The organism is Aeromonas sp. QDB23 (genome assembly GCF_027707745.1).
Lineage (GTDB): Bacteria > Pseudomonadota > Gammaproteobacteria > Enterobacterales > Aeromonadaceae > Aeromonas > Aeromonas allosaccharophila.
This window is the reverse complement of sequence record NZ_JAPCJA010000006.1, coordinates 19,296-40,577: the sequence shown is the minus strand read 5'-3', so window position 1 is coordinate 40,577 and position 21,282 is coordinate 19,296. Positions and strand designations below refer to the sequence as shown.

The following is a 21,282-nucleotide window of genomic DNA, read 5'->3' as shown; positions in this document are numbered from 1 at the left end:
GAGAGCGCTTATGACCCTTTCACGTCGCACCACCCTTGGCGGGCTAATGGCCCTGCTGCTTGCCACCGTGACCCCGGCACAGGCCGAGATCGATCTCGGCTCGGTCGATATGCTGGCCAGTGACAGCCCCACCAGCCCGGTGCCACAAGGGCTGGTGGTGGGCGCTACCCTGATCGGGGGGCAGGCCCGCTACGAAGCGCAGGACAACGCCGTCTACGCCATCCCCGGCTTTATCTACTTCGGCGACGACTTGATGTTTTTGGGAGATCGGGCCCGCTACTACTTCCACAAGGATGAGAATGTCGCCCTCTACGGCTACGGCCGGGTGCGTTTTGGCAATCTGGATCCCGAGGACTCGCCCGCCTTCAGCGGCATAGAGCAGCGTGAGTGGCAGCTGGAAGGGGGGATTGGCGGCAACATCGTCACCCCTTACGCCCTGCTGACCATCCGCGCCAACAGTGATGTCACCGGCCGCAGCAAGGGACAGGAGCTGCTGCTGTGGGCCGATTTCCCTATCCTGCGCGACAACCTGCTGATCATGCCCGGCATGGGGCTGATGCTGCGCAGCGACAAGATGGCCAACTACTACTTCGGCGGCATCTCCGAGAGCGAGGCGACCGCCCAGCGGCCCGCCTGGGATACCGGTACCACCCTCTCCCCGATGGCGGCGCTCATCACCAGCTACCGCTTCAGCCCCAACTGGATTGGCATGTTTGCCATGAACTACGAATGGTATGATCGGGACATCAAAAACAGTCCCATCGTCCAGCACGATGGCGAGCTCTATGCAGGTTTTGCGCTGGGTTATATCTGGTAACGCAGGTCAGCTAGCGATAGGCTCCGGCCCAATCACCAAACGCAACAAGGGAGCCAATGGCTCCCTTGTTTATCATTTGCGTTCGGCTTACAGCGTGGCCAGAAACTCGGCCAGCGCCTGATTGACGAAGGCGGGGTTCTCCATGGAAGAGATGTGGCCGGCCGCCGGGATCTCCTTGAACGGGCAACCCAGCACCTCGGCCATCAGATAGCCCTCCAGCACCGGACGGGCCTTGTCCTCGCAGCCGGTCATCACCAGCGCAGGCACAGTCACCTCTTCCAGCCACTCGATGCGATCCTCGCGGGTCACAAAGCTGCGACCCACCGCCACCATGGCGGGGATCTTGTCGCTTGGCCAGCGGGCTAGTCGCTCCTTGAACTGGGCCAGCAAGGCGGCATCGGACTGGTTGGCAAAGAAGATAGGCGCCACCTGTTCGATGATGGGCGCCGGAATGGTGCCGAGCTGCTCGATCGCAGCGAGCATGCCAAGGTAGCGTTCGCAGGTGATCTGCGGCTCGAGGCCGACAAAGCTGTCCATCAACACCAGACCCTTGATACGGTTTGGCGCCATGTGCGCCAGCTCCACGCCCCACATGCCGCCGATGGAGAGACCCACCAGCACGCACTCCTCAATGCCGAGGGCATCGAGCAATGCCAGATGATCGCGCGCCAGAGTGGCCAGGGTGCAGCCACCGTCGGGGAGCAGGTCGGAATCACCGTGGCCCCACAGCTCGGGGACGATGCAGCGATAGCTGCCCTTGAGCGCGGCGATTTGCGGCGCCCACATGGCGCTGTCCCACAGATAGCTGTGGCCAAACAGCAGCACCGGGCCCTGCCCTTCGTCCAGATAGGCCATCCGGCGGCCCGCTATCTCCATAAAATGCTTCATGTTATCTCCTGTTGCCAGCGATGGGCGGGCAGTGTATCACGTCCCCCTTGGCAGGGGACGCCTCCCTGGTGCAAGCTGGAAGTGACTCAAAGAAGTCACCCATGAAAGGATGCCAAAAGGAGAAGTGCATGGCGAAGGAGAAGATCAAGAAGCGGCCGCGTCTGGACAAACAGTGCTACGAGCACCACCTTGCCCACTTGCAGGAGGAGTTGGTCAAGCTGCAGGAGTGGGTCAAGCAGGAGGGGCTGAAGGTGGTGGTGCTGTTCGAGGGACGGGACGCCGCCGGTAAAGGGGGCGTCATCAAGGCGATCACCGAACCGCTCAACCCGCGGGTCTGCCGGGTCACGGCGCTGCCTGCCCCCTCCGATAGGGAGCGCTCCCAGTGGTACTTTCAGCGGTATGTCGCCCACCTGCCCGCCGCCGGTGAGATGGTGCTGTTTGACCGCTCCTGGTACAACCGGGCCGGGGTCGAGCGGGTGATGGGATTTTGCAGTGACGCGGAATATCGCGAGTTTCTGCGCGCCTGCCCCGAGTTTGAGCGGATGCTGATCCGCTCCGGCATCACGGTGATCAAATACTGGTTCTCGGTCAGCGACGAGGAGCAGGAGAAACGCTTCAAGGAGCGGATCAACACCCCGATCAAGCGCTGGAAGTTCAGCCCGATGGACTTGCAGTCTCGCTCGCGCTGGGTCGAATACTCCCGCGCCAAGGATGACATGTTCACCTACACCGACACCGAGGATTGCCCCTGGTTCGTGGTGGAAGCAGATGACAAACGCCGTGCCCGCCTCAACTGCATCGCTCATCTGCTGGGCAAGGTGCCTTACGAGGCGATCCACTACGAGCCCATCAAGCTCCCCCCGATCAAGACCGAAGGGTATGAGCGCCCACCGCTGACCAGCCAGACCTTTGTACCCGATATTACCGCCGACCTCGAAGCCTGAGCCCTGTCACCTAGTCTGAATTCTCCCATGGCAGAATTACAGGCAATAAAAAGCCGGTCTGACGACCGGCAAAAAGGCATTGAATAATAAGGAAAACCAGCACAACAAAAAATCAGGTACGGATATATTTGGCGGTACGGGGGAACGCCTGCTCCTTGGCATCGAACAGGTAGCAGGCCTCGGCCGGAATACCCACGCTGTAGGTCTGACCGGTCGCCACATCCACATCCGAGGTGGCCTTGACGGTAAAGTCGTGACCATCCACATCCATATAGACGAAGGACTCGGCACCCAGGTGCTCGGCCACCTGCACGATCCCGCTCACCTTGCTGTGTGCATGGGGGTGATCCAGCGGCATCAGGTGCTCGGGACGAATACCCAGCTCCACCTTGTCACCCACCGCGCCACTGCGAGCATCGACCCGGGCACGCACGGTATCGCCGGAGCTCAGCTTGACCACGCACTCCTGCTCGCCAATCTCCAGCAACTCGCCCGCCAGGAAGTTCATCTTGGGAGAGCCGATGAAGCCCGCCACGAACTTGTTGTCCGGGTTGTGGTAGAGATCCAGCGGTGAACCAAACTGCTCCAGGTTGGTGGCCGCCTCGCCCTTGAGCGGGCTCAGCACCACGATCTTGTCGGCCAGAGTCATCGCTTCCACCTGATCGTGGGTCACGTAGATGATGGTGGAGTTGAGCTCTTTGTGCAGCTTGGCGATCTCGATCCGCATCTTGACCCGCAGCGCGGCATCCAGGTTGGAGAGCGGTTCGTCAAACAGGAACACCTGCGGCTGCTGCACGATAGAGCGACCGATGGCAACCCGCTGACGCTGACCACCGGAGAGCGCCTTGGGCTTTCTGTCCAGCAGCGGCTCGAGACCCAGGATCTCGGCGGCGCGCATCACCCGCTTGTGGATGTTCCCTTTATCCATCTTCTTGAGCTTCAAGCCAAAGGCCATGTTCTCGTAGATGTTCATGTGGGGATAGAGGGCGTAGGACTGGAACACCATGCCAACGTTGCGCTCGACTGGCGGCACGTCGTTCATGTAACGACCGCCGATGGTCAGCTCACCGCTGGTGATGTCTTCCAGACCCGCGATCATCCGCAGCAGGGTGGATTTACCGCAGCCGGACGGGCCGACGAAGACGATGAACTCCCCTTCCTTGATGGAGAGGTTGATGTTGCGCAGGGTGTCCTTGTGAACAGCCGGATCGTAATTTTTGCGAACGTTGTTGAGTACTACTTCAGCCATGACGAGCTCCGCTCTTGAATCTTTGCAAATCGTGATAGCGGGGGGAGTCAGCTCCCCCGGCCATAAACTTAACCTTTTACGCCACCGGCGGTGAGGCCGCCGACTAACCAGCGCTGTGCAAGCAAGAACACCACTGTGATGGGGAAACCGGAGAGCACTGCGGCCGCCGCGAAATCACCCCACAGATAGTTCTGCGGATAGAGGTACTGCTGGGCCCCGACCGCTAGGGTCAGATTGTTCACATCCTGCAACAGGATGGAGGCCATGGGCACCTCGGTAATGGAACCGATAAAGGCCAGAATGAACACTACCGCCAGGATGGGCACCGACAGGGGCAACAGGATCAGACGGAATGCCTGCCACGGGGTCGCACCGTCGATGGCCGCCGCCTCCTCCAGCGAGGAGTCGATGGTCTCGAAGTAGCCCTTGATGGTCCAGACGTGCAGGGCAATACCGCCCATGTACGCCAGGATCAGGCCACCGTGGGTGTTGAGACCCAGCCAGGGAATGTAGTCACCAATCTTGTTAAAGAGCGCGTAGATGGCTACCAGCGCCAGTACCGCCGGGAACATCTGGAAAATCAGCATGCCCTGCAGGATGGTGGACTTGCCACGAAAACGCAGGCGGGCAAAGGCATAGGCACAGGTGGTGGAGAGCGTCACGATCATCAGGGCTGTGATGCCGGCGATCTTGATGGAGTTCCACAACCAGGTCAGCACCGGGAACGGCGGCGGCGTGATGCTGCCGTCAGCATTGGTGATGGACATGCCCAGTGCCAGCTTCCAGTGATCCAGGGTCGGATTGGAGGGGATGATCTCCCCTACCGCGAAGTTACCGTTACGGAACGAGATGGCGATAACCATGATCAACGGGAAGATGATCAGCGCCAGGAAGCCCCACATGACCAGGTGGGTTGCCCACACCCGGTATTTGACTGATTTGGGTTGTACGATTGCCATGTTGAAGCCTCCTTACAGCTGCTTGTCGGCTTTGGACAATTTCAGGTTGAGCAGCGCCAGCGCACCTACGATGAGGAAGATAGCTGTGGCGATGGCACTGGCCAGACCGTAGTCCTGACCACCCGATCCCTGGAACGCAATCCGGTAGGTATAACTCACCAGCAAGTCGGTGGTACCGGCCGGGGTGCTGGCGCCGATGATGTCGGGCGCACCGTTGGTCAACAACTGGATAAGCACGAAGTTGTTGAAGTTGAAGGCGAACGAGGCAATCAACAGCGGTGTCAGCGGCTTCATCAACAGCGGCACGGTGATCTTGAAGAAGTTCTGCACCGGACCGGCACCGTCCATGGCGGACGCTTCATAGAGATCTTCCGGAATCGCTTTGAGCAGGCCCATGCAGAGGATCATCATGTAGGGATAGCCGAGCCAGGTGTTGACGATCAGGATCATCACCTTGGCCAGGAAGGGGTTGGTATACCAGTCCGGCTTGATACCAAACGCCGCTTCCAGGAACATGTTGATCTCACCGAAGTTCTGGTTGAACAACCCCTTGAACACCAGGATGGAGATAAACGCCGGGATCGCATAGGGCAGGATCAGCATGACCCGATAGAAACCGCGCCCCTTGAGCGACTCCCACTGCACCAGACAGGCCAGCACCATACCGATAGCCAGGGTGAAGGCAACGGAACAGCTGGAGAAGATCACGGTCCAGATGAAGATCTGCAGGAATGGTGACTGGATGCCCGGATCGGTGACGATGCGCGCGAAGTTCTTCCAGCCCACGCTGACCACGAAGCCGGGTGCCACGCCCTTGCCGACAAACTGACCCTGTTCGTCGATGTACTGATAGAAGCCGGTGTCACCGTTGGGCAGCATCAGCTGGCCATTCTGGGTATCACGCAGCAGGTTGCTGTCTTTGATCACCACGCCGGACTTGAGCACGGCGCCATCCATCAGACGGGTGTACTGCTGCTTCTGGGCGGCAAACTTGCGCAGGCTGCTCAGGGTCAGGTGGGTACCGCCATCCGGCAGCACCAGATCCAGGTCACTCAGGTGAGTACGATGCTCAACAATGGCGCGGATCGGCGCGGCCTTGCGGGCGGCTTCGCCAGTGAAGGGCTGCAGCTCGACCACTTGCTGGGTGCTCTGCACCCGGCCCTCGCGGGACGCCAGCTCACGGGCCTTGTTGTTCATCAGGGAAACAGGTTGGCTGATAAAGGATTGATCATCCTGTGTCAGCAGCAGCTGGAACTGGCCATTGTCGCCACCCAGCAGGGTAAAATCGAATTCACCGCCCGCCACCTTGTAGGTTTTCTTCAGGTGGTAGTCCCGCGCCTGCTCCACGGAGAGCAAGTTGGACCCCGAATAGTTGGTGAAGGCGATGCCAATCGTGTAGGCAAGAGGGAAGATGATAAACACAACCATGCCCGCAACACCCGGAAAGATGTAGCGATGGGCATAGGTCTTCTTGTTCATGAAGACATACAGACCGACGGAAACCACCACCAGATCCAGCAGCGCGAATACCCACTCGCCACTGGCGTACATCATCACGGCTGCGTAGCCGTTGAGGATGGCGACCAGGGCCGCTATGGTCCACTTAAGCCAGGTGTGCTTATCCTTCGGACCGGCATAGGACTCAACAGAAGGTACTACTTCCATGCCAATTAACCTTTATAACGCCAAGAGAGATTTGAGAGAGTGGGAGGCCATTGCGGCCTCCCGGGTAGTGCGTGCTTACTGAACGATACGCTTGGCAGCGGTATCCAGTGCTTCGTCAACACCCTGACGACCGGAGGTCACGTTCTTGAGGGCAGTTTCGAAGGAAGACCAGAAACGGCTCATCTCGGGAACGGATGGCATCGGCTCGCCAGCCTGGGCGTTCAGCATGGTTGCCTTGATGTGCGGATCGGATTCCAGCGTCTTCTGGAAGGATTTCAGCGCAACGGCACCCAGCGGCTTGTCGGCGTTAACCGGCGCCAGACCGGCATCGGTCAGCAGGTAGTTTTCCAGGAACTCGATGGCCAGATCCTTGTTCGGGCTGGCGGCGTTGATGGTGGCACCCAGTACGCCAACGAAGGCTTTGGCCGGCTTGCCGTTCAGGGTCGGCAGCGGCGCTACGCCATACTTGATGCCGCTCTTGTCCAGGTTGCTCCAGGCCCAGGGACCGTTGATCATCATGGCTACTTCGCCCTTGTTGAACTTGGCGTCCATCACACCGTAGTCGATGCCTTTTTCCAGGTGACCGGACTTGATCATCTCGGAGATGTAGCCCACGCCCATCTTGGCACCAGCGTTGTTCACGCCGGTATCTTTAACGTCATAACCGGTAGCGGTTTTCTTGAAGGCGTAACCACCGTTGGCAGCCACCAGCGGATAGCTGAAGTACGGGGTGTCATAAGCCCACATGATGGCGCGCTTGCCGTTTTTCTTCAGAGTCTCGTCAATCTTGGCGATCTCTTCGAAGGTTTTCGGCGGCTCGGGCAGCAGGTCTTTGTTATAGATCAGGCTGACCGCTTCCATGGCAACCGGGTAGCCATAGGTTTTGCCATCAACAGTCATGGCATCCCATGCCAGCTGTTCAAATTTGCCTTTGGTGGCAGCGTTCGGCGTTACCGGAACCAGCAAACCGGCTTTGACCCACTCACCGTAACGGTCGTGAGCCCAGAAGAAGATGTCCGGGCCGTTGCCAGTGGCGGCGGCTTGCTGGAATTTCACTTCAACCTGATCCGGGTGAGCCACAGTAACCTTGATGCCGGTTTCTGCTTCAAACTTCTTACCCACTTCAGCCAGACCGTTGTATCCCTTGTCACCGTTGATCCAGATGGTCAGCTGGCCTTCATCGATGGCAGCAGTAGCAGAGCAAGCGACGCCAAGAGTGGCCAGACCGATCAGGGATGACAGCAATTTCTTTTTCATGAGCCTTTCCTTGTATTAGTTCCGCGCTGTAAGAGCATTGTGTGCGAGATGAATATTATCCCAAGCGGCAAACGGCTCACATGACGCAACTCGCATTTTTGAAATGCAATTACGTATTTCCTTCCAGAAAGTTTTGAAAACATTTTCTTATTTCAGGGGGTTAAGGCCATTTATCGGCTTAATTACGGCCAATGACAGAATATTAATTACCAAAATGAAATAAAATTTCACGAATGAAAGGGTTTTCACCTCAATGAAAACCCTTTCAGGTGATTTATTTTGTTTGATTTGTTAACAAAGTACCGCAGCGGTTTCGAGGCATGCCGCGGCGCAATAAAAAAAGAGACCCCGCCGGGGCGGAGTCTCTTTTTGCCAGAAATGACGACTTGATCACACTGCTGATCCCACTACGACTGACGCAGCAGCTGATCCTTGAGATTGGGCGGCACGCCCTTGATGGTCAGGGTGTCGGTCTGGGGATCGTAAAAAATGCGACTGTTCAACAGCTTTTGCTCAAAGCTCAAAGTCAGGCCACCGCCGGAGCCAACAAACTTGGTCAGGCCGCGCAGGGTAGAGCGATCCGCCGGGAAGCGATCTTCCAGCTCATACTCCTGACCGATAAAGCTGTAAAAATCGAGATCACCGTCGCCGCCATCTTTTGCGGAAAGTTCTGCAGACAGCTCCTTGATTTCGATCTCTTCACCGGCACTCGCCTGTTCGGTGCAATATTTGAAGACCTGCTTTTTGTAATCGTTGCGCTCGGTCGATTCGAGCTGGCGACTGTCGCAATAATCTTCGACCGCCTGCAGCAAGCCTTTATTTTGCACCTTGGCATCCATGCCCTCGCGGGCACCCAGCAGATCCATAAAGAAGTCGCCCAGTTTGCGACCGATGCGTCCCTTGCTGAAGGTGATATAGCGGCGCGAATCGGCCTGAGTTTTCCATTCGGTCAAATCAATGCGGGCCACCAGATTGAGTTTGCCGATATCCAGATACTGGATATGACGCAATTCCAGCGCTTCGCTGACGGTGACGCTCTCCTTGCCCTCCAGCAGGGCAATCAGCAGATAATCGACCCCGACGTAGTTGTATTTGGCAAACAGCAGCACCCCTTGCTCATCGAGGGCGTGCTCCACCAGCTGTTTGACCAGCATCTGGGTCACATTGACCGAGAAGGGAACGAATTCGGTCTGCTCACTGAGCAGTTGTTCGAGGGCGATACGAAACGCGGGTGAGGGCTGCTTGGGGGCCTCTTCCCCCTCCGCCAGCTCGGCGACGGCCGTTTCGGGGTCGGCAAAGAAGCCAAAACCCTTGCCACCCTTGCCGTTGTAGATCCGATGCAGTTCCGCCATCAGTCCCTGTACCGCCTCATCGGGAGGCAGGGTCTGGCTGCGGGTATCGGCGTGGGGTTGACCATCGCCGCCCTGGCGCAAGGAGTGAAGAATGATCTTGTCGATATCGAGACTCATGTCACAAAGCCATAGTGTTAGCCGAAAGGGTGAAGTATTATAAGGCGCTTTGAACCGAGATGAACTGAAGATTATGCCTATCGTATCAAAGTACAATAACGAGCAATTTGACGCCCTGATGAACGACCTGATCACCGCGCTGGAAAAGCATAAAGCGCCGGTAGATCTCAGCCTTATGGTGCTTGGCAATCTGACCACCAATATCATCAACGGTATGGCACCGGCCCAGCGCCAGGCCATCACTGAAAAGTTTGTCCAGGCCCTGACCGCATCGGTCGATAATCGCCACGACGCACACTGAGTCCTGCGACTCTGTTGATTTGACGTTTCTCAACGCAGATGGATCACTATGGTCGAAACCGGTAACCCCTATCGTGATAATGTCTCTCGCCTGATCACCTGGGGGCATTGGTTCTCCTTCTTCAACATTATCCTGGCCATGCTTATCGCCACCCGCTATCTGGGTGCCATCGGCTGGCCATCGACCACGCTTGGCGTGATCTATCTCGTTGTAAGCTGGATTGGCCACTTCTCGTTCCTGAGCTTCGTCACCTACCTGTTGACGGTCTTTCCGCTCAGCTTCGTGCTGCCCAAAGAGAAACCGCTGCGATTCATCTCGGCCATCATCGCCACCCTGGCGCTGGTGCTGTTGCTGATCGACACCCAGGTATTCCGGCTGTTCAAGTTTCACCTCAACAGTCAGGTATGGCAGTTGCTGCTGGATCAGGCACAGACCGAAGAGGGCTCAATCTGGAGCATTATCTTCGTTGCCGTGCCCACCATCTTCCTGCTGCAACTGCTGCTGTCGGCCTATGTCTGGCGCAAGATCAACAAGCGCAAGCGCCGCCAATACGGCAATCAGGTTGGGCTGGCCCTGCTGGTCTGCTTTATTCTGACCCACGTGGTCAACAGCTGGGCGGATGCGACCCTCTATCAGCCCATCACCATGCAGAGAGCCAACTTCCCCCTCTCCTACCCCATGACGGCCCGCTCCTTCCTGGCCAAACATGGCTGGCTGGATCTGGATCAGTACGAGAAGCAGGCGGCCTCCCAGGGTGATGACAGCGACAGCCGGATGCACTATCCGCTGCGCCCGCTCAACGTCAATGCGCCACTGACCCACAGCAATCTGCTGATTGTGGTGGTCGACTCCCTGCGCTTTGACATGCTCAACAACATCAACATGCCCAATCTGCAACGCTATGCGGATCAGCACCTGACGTTCCGCAACCACATGAGTGGTGGCAACGACGATCTGATGGGGATGTTCAGCCTCTTCTACGGCTTGCCCGGCCACTACTACAAGGACATCAGCAGCGACAAGCGTCCGCCGGTGCTGTTCGACGAGATGCTGCGTCAGGATTACCAGTTCGGGCTGTTCGGCGCGATGGAAGATGCCCAGAAGTATCGCAAGAGCATCCTCTCCGGCCTGCGCAAGCAGGTGTTTGTCTCCGAACAGATCGATGATGGCAAGCTGCTGACCGACTGGCAGCAGTGGCTCGGCAAGCGCACGCCGGAGCGTCCCTGGTTCTCGTTGGTCTATCTCTCGAGCCCAGGTGACTACCAGTTGCCCGCGACCATGAAGGGGCCATTCCAGCCGGAGCTGGCCAACTTCAATCCGGCGACCGCCTATCGGGCGGAGAACCTGCAAAAGCTGGAGAACCGCTACAAGAACTCGGTCTTCTATACCGACCAGCTGCTTGAGCAGATGCTGACCAGCTTGCAGTCGCAGGGGATGGACAGCAATACCGTTGTCGTCATCACCGCCAACCACGGTCAGGAGTTCAACGACACCCGCAGCAACAGCTGGGGTGCGGGCAGCAACTACTCCCCCTATCAGGTACAAGTGCCCATGGTGATTGCCTGGCCGGGTCGCGACAGCCTGGTACTGGAACAGCCGAGCAGCCATCTCGATCTGGCCCCGACCCTGATGCAGGGGATGCTGGGGGTACGCAATCCGGCACGCGATTACAGCATTGGTCGCAATCTGTTCGATACCACGCCCCGTAACTGGCTGCTGGCGGGGGATCAGAACGATTTTGCCATCTATCAGGGCAATACCATCACCCACTTCAACAAGCAGGGTGACTTCGAACTGCTGGAGCGCAACAGCTATCGCCCCATCAAGCACGGTACCCCAGATATGGGCGCCATGATCCAGGTGATGAACGAGCTGAACCGCTTCTATCGCAACCAATGAAGCCCCCGCTGATGGCTTGATACCATAAGAAACGCCCCGAATTCGGGGCGTTTTTCGTGGTATCGCGGGGCCACTTTCGCGACTGTTAGCCACCCCACCCTTGCGGGTACTTGTAGCCGACGAAACGCTTGGCCGCATAGGCCTTGAACGCCGCCGAGTTGTAAGCCGCCGCAACATCCCTGGCAAACGGCTGATCCGCATCCGCACTTTTCACCACCACCCAGTTGATGAAATCGTAGCTGCGCTCCAGAAACAGTCCTTCACTGAACGGGATACCGCTGGAGGCGGCAAAATTACCGTTGATCACCGAGAAGTCGACATCCTCCCGCGAGCGGGGCAGCTGCGCGGCTTCCAGCAGTACCAACTTGAGATTGTGCGGGTTGTTCACTACATCAAACTCGCTCGCCTTGAGCGGATTTATCCCCTCCTTGAGGGTGAGCCAACCGAGATCCTGCAGCATCAACAGCGCCCGCGCCTGATTGGTGGGATCGTTGGGGATGGCCACCGTGCTCCCCTCTTGCACCTTGTCGAGTGCAGCCAGCTTGCCGGAGTAGAGCCCCATCGGACCGGTTGGCACCTGGGTAATGGGCACCAGCGACAACCCCCGATCCTTGGCAAAGCTCTCAAGATAAGGTTTGTGCTGGAAACAGTTCACATCCAGTGAACCGTCAGCCAAGGCAATATTGGGGGTCACATAGTCGGTGAACTCCACCAGCTTGACCTTGTACCCCTTGGCCTCCAGTTGCGGTTTGATGGAGTCGGTCACCATGTCGGCAAAATCCCCCACCGTGGTACCAATCACGATCTCCTGTTTGGTCGGCAAAGACGCATCGGCGGCAACCGCGGAAAAAGCGAGGCACCCTACCACCATCGCGGAAATAAAGGTGCTGGCGCCAGCAGCGGCGCGCAAGGAAGCAGTGCAAGAAGAAGGTAAGAAGGAACGAAACGGCATAGGGACTCCCTGTCAGGTACGCATCAAGATATGGGCCTGCGGCGGGGCTGCCCTCAGAGGCAACAACCTTCACACCGCAGCAATCTAGCCATCTAAACGGCTATTTTGATTACCATAACAGAGCCATCCACCGCCGCCAAGCAATAAACCACTGGCCACCCCACCTCATCACCCTTGCTATCTCACCCGCACGCATAGCTGCACTCACGTTGGCACACACCACCATGCCATTTATTTCCAAGAGCGCACGACGCCCCCTTCGGGATTGCCCCGAATCGGGATGGCTGCGGCGAAGAAGAGTCACGAGAGAGTGAATTACAGATAAAAAGATCAGTAATGAGCGGTGAGAACCATTCTCAATAGAACACATAATCAGCGTCATTGGAATACCTACCACAAACTAGATCGGATTTCTTTGAACCTCGTTGCGCTTTTTAAAAATGGCTCTTTTTGAACCCCTATCACCCGTGTATAGATTTCCGTCGCACCCAGGATGGTGCGATCCAAGATGGAGTTTAAAAATAATGAAGCAAACATCGTTAGCACTGGCGATCACAGCACTGCTGTCGAGCCTGCCCAGTGCGCTCGTTCAGGCAAATGAAGGTTGTGCGCCGCTCACCGGCAAGGAGAGCGGCGTGGATATCGGACGCAGCAGCACCGAGCGCTGCCTGCCAGGTACCAATCCCCTGCAGGATCAGCAGTGGTATCTGCTCAACAGCGGGCAGGATGGGTTCAGCGCCCGTGGCGGCGTAGCGGGCAATGATCTCAACCTCTGGTGGGCTCATCGCACCGGCGTGCTGGGTCAGGGTGTCAATGTGGCCGTCGTGGATGATGGTCTGGCCATCGCCCACCCGGATCTGGCGGACAACGTGCGTCCGGGTTCGAAAAACGTGGTGACCGGCAGCGATGATCCGACCCCGACCGATCCGGATACGGCCCATGGCACCTCGGTCTCCGGCATTATTGCGGCGGTAGACAACGCCATTGGTACCAAGGGGATCGCCCCGCGAGCCCAGTTGCAGGGGTTCAACCTGCTGGATGACAACAGCCAGCAACTACAGAAGGATTGGCTCTACGCCCTTGGCGACAGCGATGCCAGCCGCGACAACCGGGTGTTCAACCAGAGCTACGGCATGAGTGTGGTGGATCCCCGCTCTGCCAACTCTCTGGATCAATCCCAGCTCGACCGCCTGTTTGAACAGCAGACCCTCAAGGCGCAGGGCGCGGCCTATATCAAGGCCGCCGGCAACGGCTTCAACAAGATAGCGGCGGGCGGCTATGTGCTTAACCGCACCGGCAATGGTCCCAAATTGCCGTTTGAAAACAGCAACCTCGATCCCTCCAACAGCAACTTCTGGAACCTGGTGGTGAGCGCGCTCAACGCCGATGGCGTCAGATCCTCCTACTCCAGCGTCGGCAGCAACGTCTTCCTGAGCGCGACCGGCGGCGAGTACGGTACCGACTCGCCGGCGATGGTCACCACGGATCTGCCCGGCTGCGACATGGGCTACAACCGCACCGACGATCCCAGCACCAACCGGCTGCACGGCAATCCGAAACTGGATGCCAGCTGCGACTACAACGGCGTGATGAACGGCACTTCCTCCGCCACCCCCAGCACCTCCGGTGCCATGGCGCTGCTGATGTCCGCCTACCCGGACTTGCCGGTACGGGACCTGCGGGATCTGCTGGCGCGCAGCGCGACCCGGGTCGATGCCACACATAAACCTGTGATGGTCAGCTACACCAGCAGCAGCGGCAAGGTGCGCGATGTGAAAGGGCTGGAAGGGTGGGAGCGCAATGCCGCCGGCATGTGGTTCAGCCCCACTTACGGCTTTGGCCTGATCGACGTCAACAAGGCCCTTGAGCTGGCAGCCAATCACCAGCCGCTGCCCCCGCTGGTGCAGCTGCCGTGGCAGAAGACCAGCGTCACCGGCAGTACCGCCGCCATTGCGGATGCAGGCAACAGCCCGACCAGCTCAACAACCCGCATCGCGACACCATTGACGGTGGAAGCGGTTCAGGTGATGGTGAGTCTGGATCACCAGCGCCTGCCCGACCTGCTGATCGAACTGGTCTCCCCCGCCGGCACCCGCAGCATCCTGCTGAACCCGTTCAACAGCCTGGTCGGTCAATCCCTTGATCAGCAAAAACTGGGATATGTGCGCACCAAAGGGCTGCGTGACATGCGCCTGCTCTCCCACAAGTTCTACGGTGAAGCGGCCGAGGGCGACTGGCGACTGGAGGTAACCGACGTTGCCAACGGTACCCGCCAGGTCTCTCTGCTCAATCGCGAAACCGGAGAGCGCACTACCCTGACCGAGCGCAACAATCGCCAACCGGGCAAGCTGATCTCATGGTCCCTGCGGGTCCTGGGTCACGATGCCAACCGCAGCTAACACGCTAGGAGTATTACCATGAACAAACCTGTTACCTTGCTTCTGGCAACCCTGCTGGCACCCCTCTCGGGACAGCTCTGCGCCGAGGAGTCGGTCACCATGGATGGCAAGCAGTACAGCACCATAGAGGTGAACGGCCAGACCTACCTCATTCCCGACAACGGCAGCAAGAAGCGGGTCGCCCGCAGTCTTGATGGCAAGGCCCCGCAGCAGACCCTGCGCCGCGGCGACGTGTTGATGCAAGGGGCCGCCAGCCCCGAGCTCACCGTCAGCGGCACCCTGCTGGTGGAAGCTGATGATGCCACCGCCAAGGCGCTGGCAACGCGCCACGGCTTGAACTTCAAGCAGAGCAGCGGTGGTATCGCCCTGCTGGAGGCCAAATCGGGCACCGATCTCAACGCCATCGCTACCAAGCTCAAGAGCGAAGGGGTGAATGTACAGATCGAGCTGTCGGGGGCCGAACAGCAGCCGAAATAGGTCGCGACAGACAAATAACAAAGGGGGCCATTATGGCCCCCTTTCTGTGCTGCTCATTTTGATAGTGACTTACTTGGCGCCATGCTGCTCCGCCAGATAGAGCCAGGTATCGACCACGGTATCGGGGTTGAGCGACACCGAATCGATCCCCTGCTCCACCAGCCAGGCGGCGAAGTCAGGGTGATCGGATGGCCCCTGACCGCAGATCCCTACGTACTTGCCCGCCTTGCGCGCAGCCTGAATCGCCATCGCCAGCAGTGCCTTGACCGCCTCGTTGCGCTCGTCGAACAGATGGGCAATCAGCCCCGAGTCCCGATCCAGCCCAAGGGTGAGCTGGGTCATGTCATTGGAGCCGATGGAGAAGCCGTCCACGTGCTCGAGGAACTTGTCTGCCAAGAGGGCATTGCTCGGGATCTCGCACATCATGATCACCTTGAGCCCCCGCTCGCCTCGGCGCAGACCGTTTTCGGCCAAGATCTCGATCACCTGCTCCGCCTCGCCCACGGTACGCACGAAGGGGATCATCACCTCGACGTTGGTCAACCCCATCACATCGCGCACCCGCTTGATCGCCTCGCACTCGAGGGCAAAGCAGGGGCGGAAGCTATCGGCGATGTAGCGGGATGCGCCACGAAAACCGATCATCGGGTTCTCCTCGTGGGGCTCGTAGCCACGACCGCCCACCAGATTGGCGTACTCGTTGGACTTGAAGTCCGACATCCGCACGATCACCCGCTCCGGCCAGAACGCAGCGCCCAGAGTGGCGATCCCCTCGGTCAGCTTGGCCACGTAGAACTCACGCGGGCTGTCGTAACCGGCGCTCATCTTGCCGATGGTGGCCTGCAGCTCTGGGGTTTGCTGGTCAAACTCCAGCAGCGCCTTGGGGTGCACGCCGATCATCCGGTTGATGATGAATTCAAGGCGCGCCAGCCCTACCCCGGCGTTGGGCAACTGGGCAAAGTCGAACGCCCTGTCCGGGTTGCCGACGTTCATCATGATCTTGATGGGCAGGCGTGGCATATTGCCCACCTCGGTCACTGCCACATCGAAGTCCAGCTCGCCGTCATAGATAAAACCGGTATCCCCTTCCGCGCAGGAGACGGTGATCCGCTGGCCCGGCTGAATATGGTCGGTGGCGTTGCCACAGCCCACCACCGCCGGAATGCCCAGCTCGCGAGCGATAATGGCAGCGTGACAGGTGCGGCCACCCCGGTTGGTGACGATGGCGGAGGCCCGCTTCATGATGGGCTCCCAGTCCGGGTCGGTCATGTCGGTGACCAGCACATCGCCGGGCTGCACTTCGTCCATCTGGTTGATGGAGGAGATAACTCGCGCCGGGCCCGCGCCAATCTTGTGGCCGATGGCCCGCCCCTCGATCAACACCTTACCCGCTTGCTTGAGGGCGAAGCGCTCGAGGGTGTTGGCCTCCTGCCGGCTGCGCACGGTTTCCGGGCGCGCCTGCACTATGTAGAGCTGACCATCCTGACCATCCTTGGCCCACTCGATATCCATCGGGCGGCCATAGTGCTGCTCGATGATGAGGGCCTGTTTCGCCAGCGCCATCACCTCCTCATCGCTGATGCAGAAGCGGCTGCGCTCGGCCTCATCGGTATCGACAATCTTCACCTGACGGCCGTGACCGGCATCGTCCGAATAGGTCATCTTGATTAACTTGGAGCCAAGCGTCTTGCGCACCACCGCCGGGCGGCCCCCTTTGAGGGTCGGCTTGTGCACATAGAACTCGTCCGGGTTGACGGCCCCCTGCACCACCATCTCCCCCAGCCCCTGACTGCCAGTGATAAAGACCACGTCGTTGAAACCGGACTCGGTATCCAGGGTAAACATCACGCCGGAGGCGGCGAGATCCGAGCGCACCATCCGCTGCACCCCGGCCGACAGGGCAACGCCCTTGTGGTCATAGCCCTGATGCACCCGATAGGAGATGGCGCGATCGTTGAACAGTGACGCAAACACATGCTTGACCGCCGTCATGACGGCATCGATGCCACGTACGTTAAGGAAGGTCTCCTGCTGACCGGCAAAGGAGGCGTCCGGCATATCCTCGGCGGTGGCGGAGGAGCGCACCGCAAACGAGGCCTCGACACCGGCACTCAACCTCTCATAAGCCACCCGGATCGCCAGCTCCAGCTCGGGCTGGAACGGGGCGTCGATCACCCAGTCGCGGATCTGCTGACCGGCCCGGTTGAGGGCGGCGATATCGTCCACGTCCAGATTGTCGAGCAGATGGTGGATCTTGCCGTTAAGGCCGCTTGACTCCAGAAACTCGTTAAACGCAAAGGCGGTAGTGGCAAAGCCCCCCGGCACGGATACACCGGCGCCAGAGAGGTTGCTGATCATCTCGCCAAGGGATGCGTTTTTGCCGCCAACGCGTTCTACGTCCTGCATTCCGAGTTGTTCGTACCAGAGCACGTACTGTTGCACTTGGATGTCTCCAGGTTGGTGGGCACCGATGCCATAGCACCTCGTGCGCCCGATTTAATCGATGAGGTTATGGGTAAGTCAGGTGCGTTATTGTCTGTTTCTTTTGTTGCCAACGACCATGAAAACGTTTTCTATTGGTTTTCAAAAAAATCCCCGAGCAAGAGTTGGGGATGGTCGAATGACCGGAACATTCTACAATGGCGACACAAAAAGATAACGATTCAGGTTTGCAAGCCACTTCACAACTTGGGCACAGCAGACCGGTTGACAAAACTGGTATGGTTTCGAGAGATACTTCTCACCCTTTACCCCATGCGACCCCACCCGCAGGTATCACAGGAGCCCCACGTGCACACCGTATTTTATGTTTCAGACGGCACCGCCATCACCGCCGAAGTGTTCGGCCACGCGGTACTGAGCCAGTTTCCGCTGGCCTTCGAGCAGATCACCATCCCCTTTGTGGAGACACTGGAGAAAGCCCGTCAGGTGCGGATGCGGATCGACGAACAGTTCCGCCAGACCGGGGTGCGCCCCATCCTGTTTCACACCATCGTCGACCCGCAGGTAAGGGAAGAGGTGCTCAAGTCGGAAGCGTGCGGCCATGACTTTCTCAACACCTTCGTCAGCCCGCTGGAGCAGGAGCTGGGGGTGAAAGCCGAGCCCCGCCTCCACCGCACTCACGGCATGGAGAACCGCAAGCTCTATGACGATCGCATCGAGGCGGTCAACTTCGCGCTGGCCAACGACGATGGCATCACCACCAAGGAGTACGATGAGGCGGATATCATCCTGATCGGGGTCTCCCGCTGCGGCAAGACCCCCACCAGCCTCTATCTGGCGCTGCAATTTGGCATTCGCGCTGCCAACTACCCCTTTATCGAGCAGGACATGGGCATGCTGAAGCTGCCCGCCCCCCTCAAGGCCAACCGTCACAAGCTGTTTGGCCTCACCATCGCGCCGCAGCGGCTGCACGAGATCCGCAACCAGCGCCGCGCCAACAGCCGCTACTCCTCCATCGAGCAGTGCGAGCAGGAGTTGGCCTGCGTAGAGCGACTGTTTCGCCAGGAGGCGATCCGCTTCCTCGATACCAGCTCCCACTCGGTGGAGGAGATCAGCGCCAAGGTCCTCGAGGCAACCGGTCTGCGCCGCCAGCTCTGTTAAGCCAGCTTGACAGCTGTCGATATCAGAAAAAGATAAAAATCACAGCGCATCGGTAAAAGTCAGCTGTTGTGAGCTGTGGTTTGCATAGATGACAGCGAAAAGCGTGGATAAAAAAGGGATAAGCACCACAAATGCTTATCCCTTCTCTTGCCAACCTTGTCATTGCGCGCTTGTCACCAGCGCCCGTTAGCCGCCGTTCTGTGCCACTCTGCTCTACTGTGCTCTGCTCTGCGAACAGCCAGACTTGATTAACGATTGAGCTCAGGGTTGTTCATCAGTCGGGCATAGAAGGCCAGCAACCCGTGGCGCAGGCGAACCCGCTCTGCCAACCAACCACCAGCAACAGCACCCGTTACCCCGCCAACCAGCAACAGCGGCTGCCAGTAGTGCAGCAACCCCTGATCACCGAGCGAGAGCCAGCCCAGCAACATGGTCGCGGCCACCAGCAACAACAGCGGACTGGCGGCAATCCCTAACCAGAGCGCCACCAACACTCCCCGGCCAACCCCTTGTTGCAGCACGCTTTTGCGTTCCCTGTGCTCCAACTCCCTGCACTCTTCCCTGCATTCTTCCCTGCACTCTCGCTTGTTTGGCATCATTTGCATCCACCTATGACCCAGCACCACAAAAGCTCACGGATAGCACCAAATGTCAACAAAACAGAATTCGATTGCGCAAACATCAACCAAAAACTACCAACAAGCCTCTTCAGATCATGAAAAAGCTGCCAGCGGTACAAAATACGGCCATTAGAGATGGAAAAAAGGTGCATTCATGGCGAATTATCACTATTCTGCTTCGGTTGCCAGCCAACACTAAAAATTGAAAATGGCATGGTGTAACGAAATAAATACAGCTTTCGTCAGGTTTTGGCTACGCACTGCGGCCTGCTCAGGATGAGCCCAACACCGACCAGAGACAACAGAGACGTAAGGACAGACCCATGGATTTGAAACAAGACGGTGAGGAGCTGAAGCGCGGCCTTAAAAACCGCCACATTCAGTTGATTGCTTTGGGCGGCGCCATCGGCACCGGCCTCTTTCTGGGCATTGCCCAAACCATCAAGATGGCGGGCCCCTCGGTCCTGCTGGGCTACGCCATCGGCGGCTTTATCGCCTTCCTGATCATGCGCCAGCTCGGTGAAATGGTGGTGGAAGAGCCGGTAGCCGGCTCCTTCAGCCACTTTGCCTACAAATACTGGGGCGAGTTTGCCGGTTTTGCGTCCGGCTGGAACTACTGGGTGCTCTACGTGCTGGTGAGCATGGCCGAGCTGACCGCCGTGGGCATCTATGTCCAGTACTGGTGGCCCGAGATCCCGACCTGGATGTCGGCAGCCTTCTTCTTCGTGCTGATCAACGCCATCAACCTCTCCAACGTCAAAGCGTTTGGCGAGATGGAGTTCTGGTTCGCCATCATCAAGGTGGTCGCCATTATCGGCATGATTGGCTTTGGCGGCTATCTGCTCATCTCTGGTGCCGGCGGCCCCGAGGCGAGCGTCACCAACCTGTGGGCACAAGGGGGCTTCTTCCCCAACGGCATCAGCGGTCTGGTGATGGCGATGGCGGTGATCATGTTCTCCTTTGGCGGTCTGGAGCTGGTGGGCATTACTGCCGCCGAAGCTGACAACCCCGAGAAGAGCATTCCCAAGGCCACCAATCAGGTGATCTACCGCATCCTCATCTTCTACATCGGCGCCCTGGCGATTCTGATGTCCCTCTACCCCTGGGGTAAAGTGGTGGAAGGCGGCAGCCCGTTCGTGATGATCTTCCACGCACTGGACAGCAATCTGGTCGCCACCGTACTCAACATCGTGGTGCTGACGGCAGCACTGTCGGTCTACAACAGCTGCGTCTACTGCAACAGCCGGATGCTGTTCGGTCTGGCCAAACAAGGCAACGGCCCGAAAGCCCTGCTCAAGACCAACAAGAGCGGCGTACCGCTGGTCGCCCTCTCGGTCTCGGCCATCGCCACCCTGCTCTGCGTGCTGATCAACTACCTGATGCCGGGTAAGGCCTTCGGCCTGCTGATGGCACTGGTGGTCTCCGCACTGGTGATCAACTGGGCAATGATCAGCCTGGCGCACCTCAAGTTCCGCAAGGCCAAGGTCGCAGAAGGTGTCCAGCCCAAGTTCAAGGCGTTCTGGTACCCCTTCGGTAACTACCTCTGCCTCGCCTTTATGGCTGGCATCCTGGTAATCATGTACATGACCCCCGATTTCCGCATCTCGGTCGAACTGATCCCCGCCTGGCTGGTGGTACTGGGCATCGGCTTTGTCATCAAGCGCAAAGGACAAGCCCAAAGCAAGGTTGCAGCCAATCTGGGTTAATTCCCGCAGCTAGCGACATCAATGCAAACGCCGATCGGATGATCGGCGTTTTTTATTGTTCATATCAGTCATCCTGC

General features: G+C 58.5%; 17 protein-coding genes. 8 read left to right on the top strand and 9 right to left on the bottom strand.

The window, feature by feature from the left end; genetic code table 11:
• The first annotated feature begins 10 nt into the window (after positions 1-10).
• Positions 11-817 carry a MipA/OmpV family protein gene (locus PG888_RS04520; RefSeq protein ID WP_182939419.1) on the top strand — a complete coding sequence of 269 codons (807 nt, stop codon included), beginning with the start codon at positions 11-13 and terminating at the stop codon, positions 815-817.
• An 87-nt stretch (positions 818-904) separates the two neighbouring features.
• On the opposite strand, the gene PG888_RS04515 is transcribed toward PG888_RS04520, so the two are convergent.
• Entirely contained in the window at positions 905-1,705 is an 801-nt protein-coding gene (locus PG888_RS04515) for an alpha/beta fold hydrolase (protein WP_182939418.1), read from the bottom strand.
• 128 nt (positions 1,706-1,833) lie between these two features.
• Between PG888_RS04515 and ppk2 the strand changes: the two genes are divergently transcribed.
• Positions 1,834-2,649 (top strand): polyphosphate kinase 2, encoded by an 816-nt coding sequence (gene ppk2, locus PG888_RS04510; protein ID WP_042059288.1) that lies wholly within the window; start codon positions 1,834-1,836, stop codon positions 2,647-2,649.
• A 112-nt stretch (positions 2,650-2,761) separates the two neighbouring features.
• Here ppk2 and PG888_RS04505 read toward each other — a convergent pair whose 3' ends face one another.
• The 5 genes from PG888_RS04505 to yejK all read right to left on the bottom strand — a co-directional run bounded on the left by PG888_RS04505 (position 2,762) and on the right by yejK (position 9,248).
• Complete coding sequence (locus PG888_RS04505) at positions 2,762-3,898, bottom strand: ABC transporter ATP-binding protein (protein ID WP_182939417.1); 1,137 nt, start codon at positions 3,896-3,898, stop codon at positions 2,762-2,764.
• A 68-nt stretch (positions 3,899-3,966) separates the two neighbouring features.
• The gene (gene malG, locus PG888_RS04500; RefSeq protein ID WP_005333868.1) at positions 3,967-4,857 is read right to left on the bottom strand and encodes a maltose ABC transporter permease MalG; all 891 of its coding nucleotides are present in this window, start codon (positions 4,855-4,857) and stop codon (positions 3,967-3,969) included.
• A gap of 12 nt (positions 4,858-4,869) precedes the next feature.
• Entirely contained in the window at positions 4,870-6,522 is a 1,653-nt protein-coding gene (malF, locus tag PG888_RS04495) for a maltose ABC transporter permease MalF (RefSeq protein ID WP_182939416.1), read from the bottom strand.
• Positions 6,523-6,597: 75 nt separating this feature from the next.
• Entirely contained in the window at positions 6,598-7,779 is a 1,182-nt protein-coding gene (malE, locus tag PG888_RS04490; protein ID WP_005333871.1) for a maltose/maltodextrin ABC transporter substrate-binding protein MalE, read from the bottom strand.
• Between the two features lie 407 nt (positions 7,780-8,186).
• A complete protein-coding gene (yejK, locus tag PG888_RS04485) occupies positions 8,187-9,248 on the bottom strand; it encodes a nucleoid-associated protein YejK (protein ID WP_182939415.1) in 1,062 nt (353 codons plus the stop codon).
• A gap of 73 nt (positions 9,249-9,321) precedes the next feature.
• On the opposite strand from yejK, the gene PG888_RS04480 reads away from it, so the two are divergent.
• Both PG888_RS04480 and PG888_RS04475 read left to right on the top strand, forming a co-directional pair.
• On the top strand, positions 9,322-9,549 hold the full coding sequence (locus PG888_RS04480; RefSeq protein ID WP_005333874.1) for a YejL family protein: 228 nt from the start codon (positions 9,322-9,324) through the stop codon (positions 9,547-9,549).
• 48 nt (positions 9,550-9,597) lie between these two features.
• Complete coding sequence (locus tag PG888_RS04475) at positions 9,598-11,448, top strand: DUF3413 domain-containing protein (protein ID WP_182939414.1); 1,851 nt, start codon at positions 9,598-9,600, stop codon at positions 11,446-11,448.
• Positions 11,449-11,533: 85 nt separating this feature from the next.
• Here PG888_RS04475 and PG888_RS04470 read toward each other — a convergent pair whose 3' ends face one another.
• Positions 11,534-12,319 (bottom strand): MetQ/NlpA family ABC transporter substrate-binding protein, encoded by a 786-nt coding sequence (locus PG888_RS04470; protein ID WP_197970808.1) that lies wholly within the window; start codon positions 12,317-12,319, stop codon positions 11,534-11,536.
• A 605-nt stretch (positions 12,320-12,924) separates the two neighbouring features.
• Here PG888_RS04470 and asp point away from each other — a divergent pair.
• Entirely contained in the window at positions 12,925-14,799 is a 1,875-nt protein-coding gene (gene asp / locus PG888_RS04465; protein ID WP_182939412.1) for a serine protease Asp, read from the top strand.
• 18 nt (positions 14,800-14,817) lie between these two features.
• On the top strand, positions 14,818-15,276 hold the full coding sequence (locus PG888_RS04460; RefSeq protein ID WP_182939411.1) for a serine protease chaperone: 459 nt from the start codon (positions 14,818-14,820) through the stop codon (positions 15,274-15,276).
• A gap of 69 nt (positions 15,277-15,345) precedes the next feature.
• On the opposite strand, the gene ppsA is transcribed toward PG888_RS04460, so the two are convergent.
• A complete protein-coding gene (gene ppsA / locus PG888_RS04455; protein ID WP_182939410.1) occupies positions 15,346-17,718 on the bottom strand; it encodes a phosphoenolpyruvate synthase in 2,373 nt (790 codons plus the stop codon).
• Between the two features lie 348 nt (positions 17,719-18,066).
• On the opposite strand from ppsA, the gene ppsR reads away from it, so the two are divergent.
• Positions 18,067-18,879 (top strand): posphoenolpyruvate synthetase regulatory kinase/phosphorylase PpsR, encoded by an 813-nt coding sequence (ppsR, locus tag PG888_RS04450; RefSeq protein ID WP_182939409.1) that lies wholly within the window; start codon positions 18,067-18,069, stop codon positions 18,877-18,879.
• Positions 18,880-19,127: 248 nt separating this feature from the next.
• Here the strand turns inward: ppsR and PG888_RS04445 are convergent, their stop codons facing one another.
• Complete coding sequence (locus PG888_RS04445; protein ID WP_270692852.1) at positions 19,128-19,424, bottom strand: hypothetical protein; 297 nt, start codon at positions 19,422-19,424, stop codon at positions 19,128-19,130.
• Between the two features lie 398 nt (positions 19,425-19,822).
• Between PG888_RS04445 and PG888_RS04440 the strand changes: the two genes are divergently transcribed.
• Positions 19,823-21,205 (top strand): amino acid permease, encoded by a 1,383-nt coding sequence (locus PG888_RS04440; RefSeq protein ID WP_005333893.1) that lies wholly within the window; start codon positions 19,823-19,825, stop codon positions 21,203-21,205.
• The last annotated feature ends 77 nt before the right edge of the window (positions 21,206-21,282 follow it).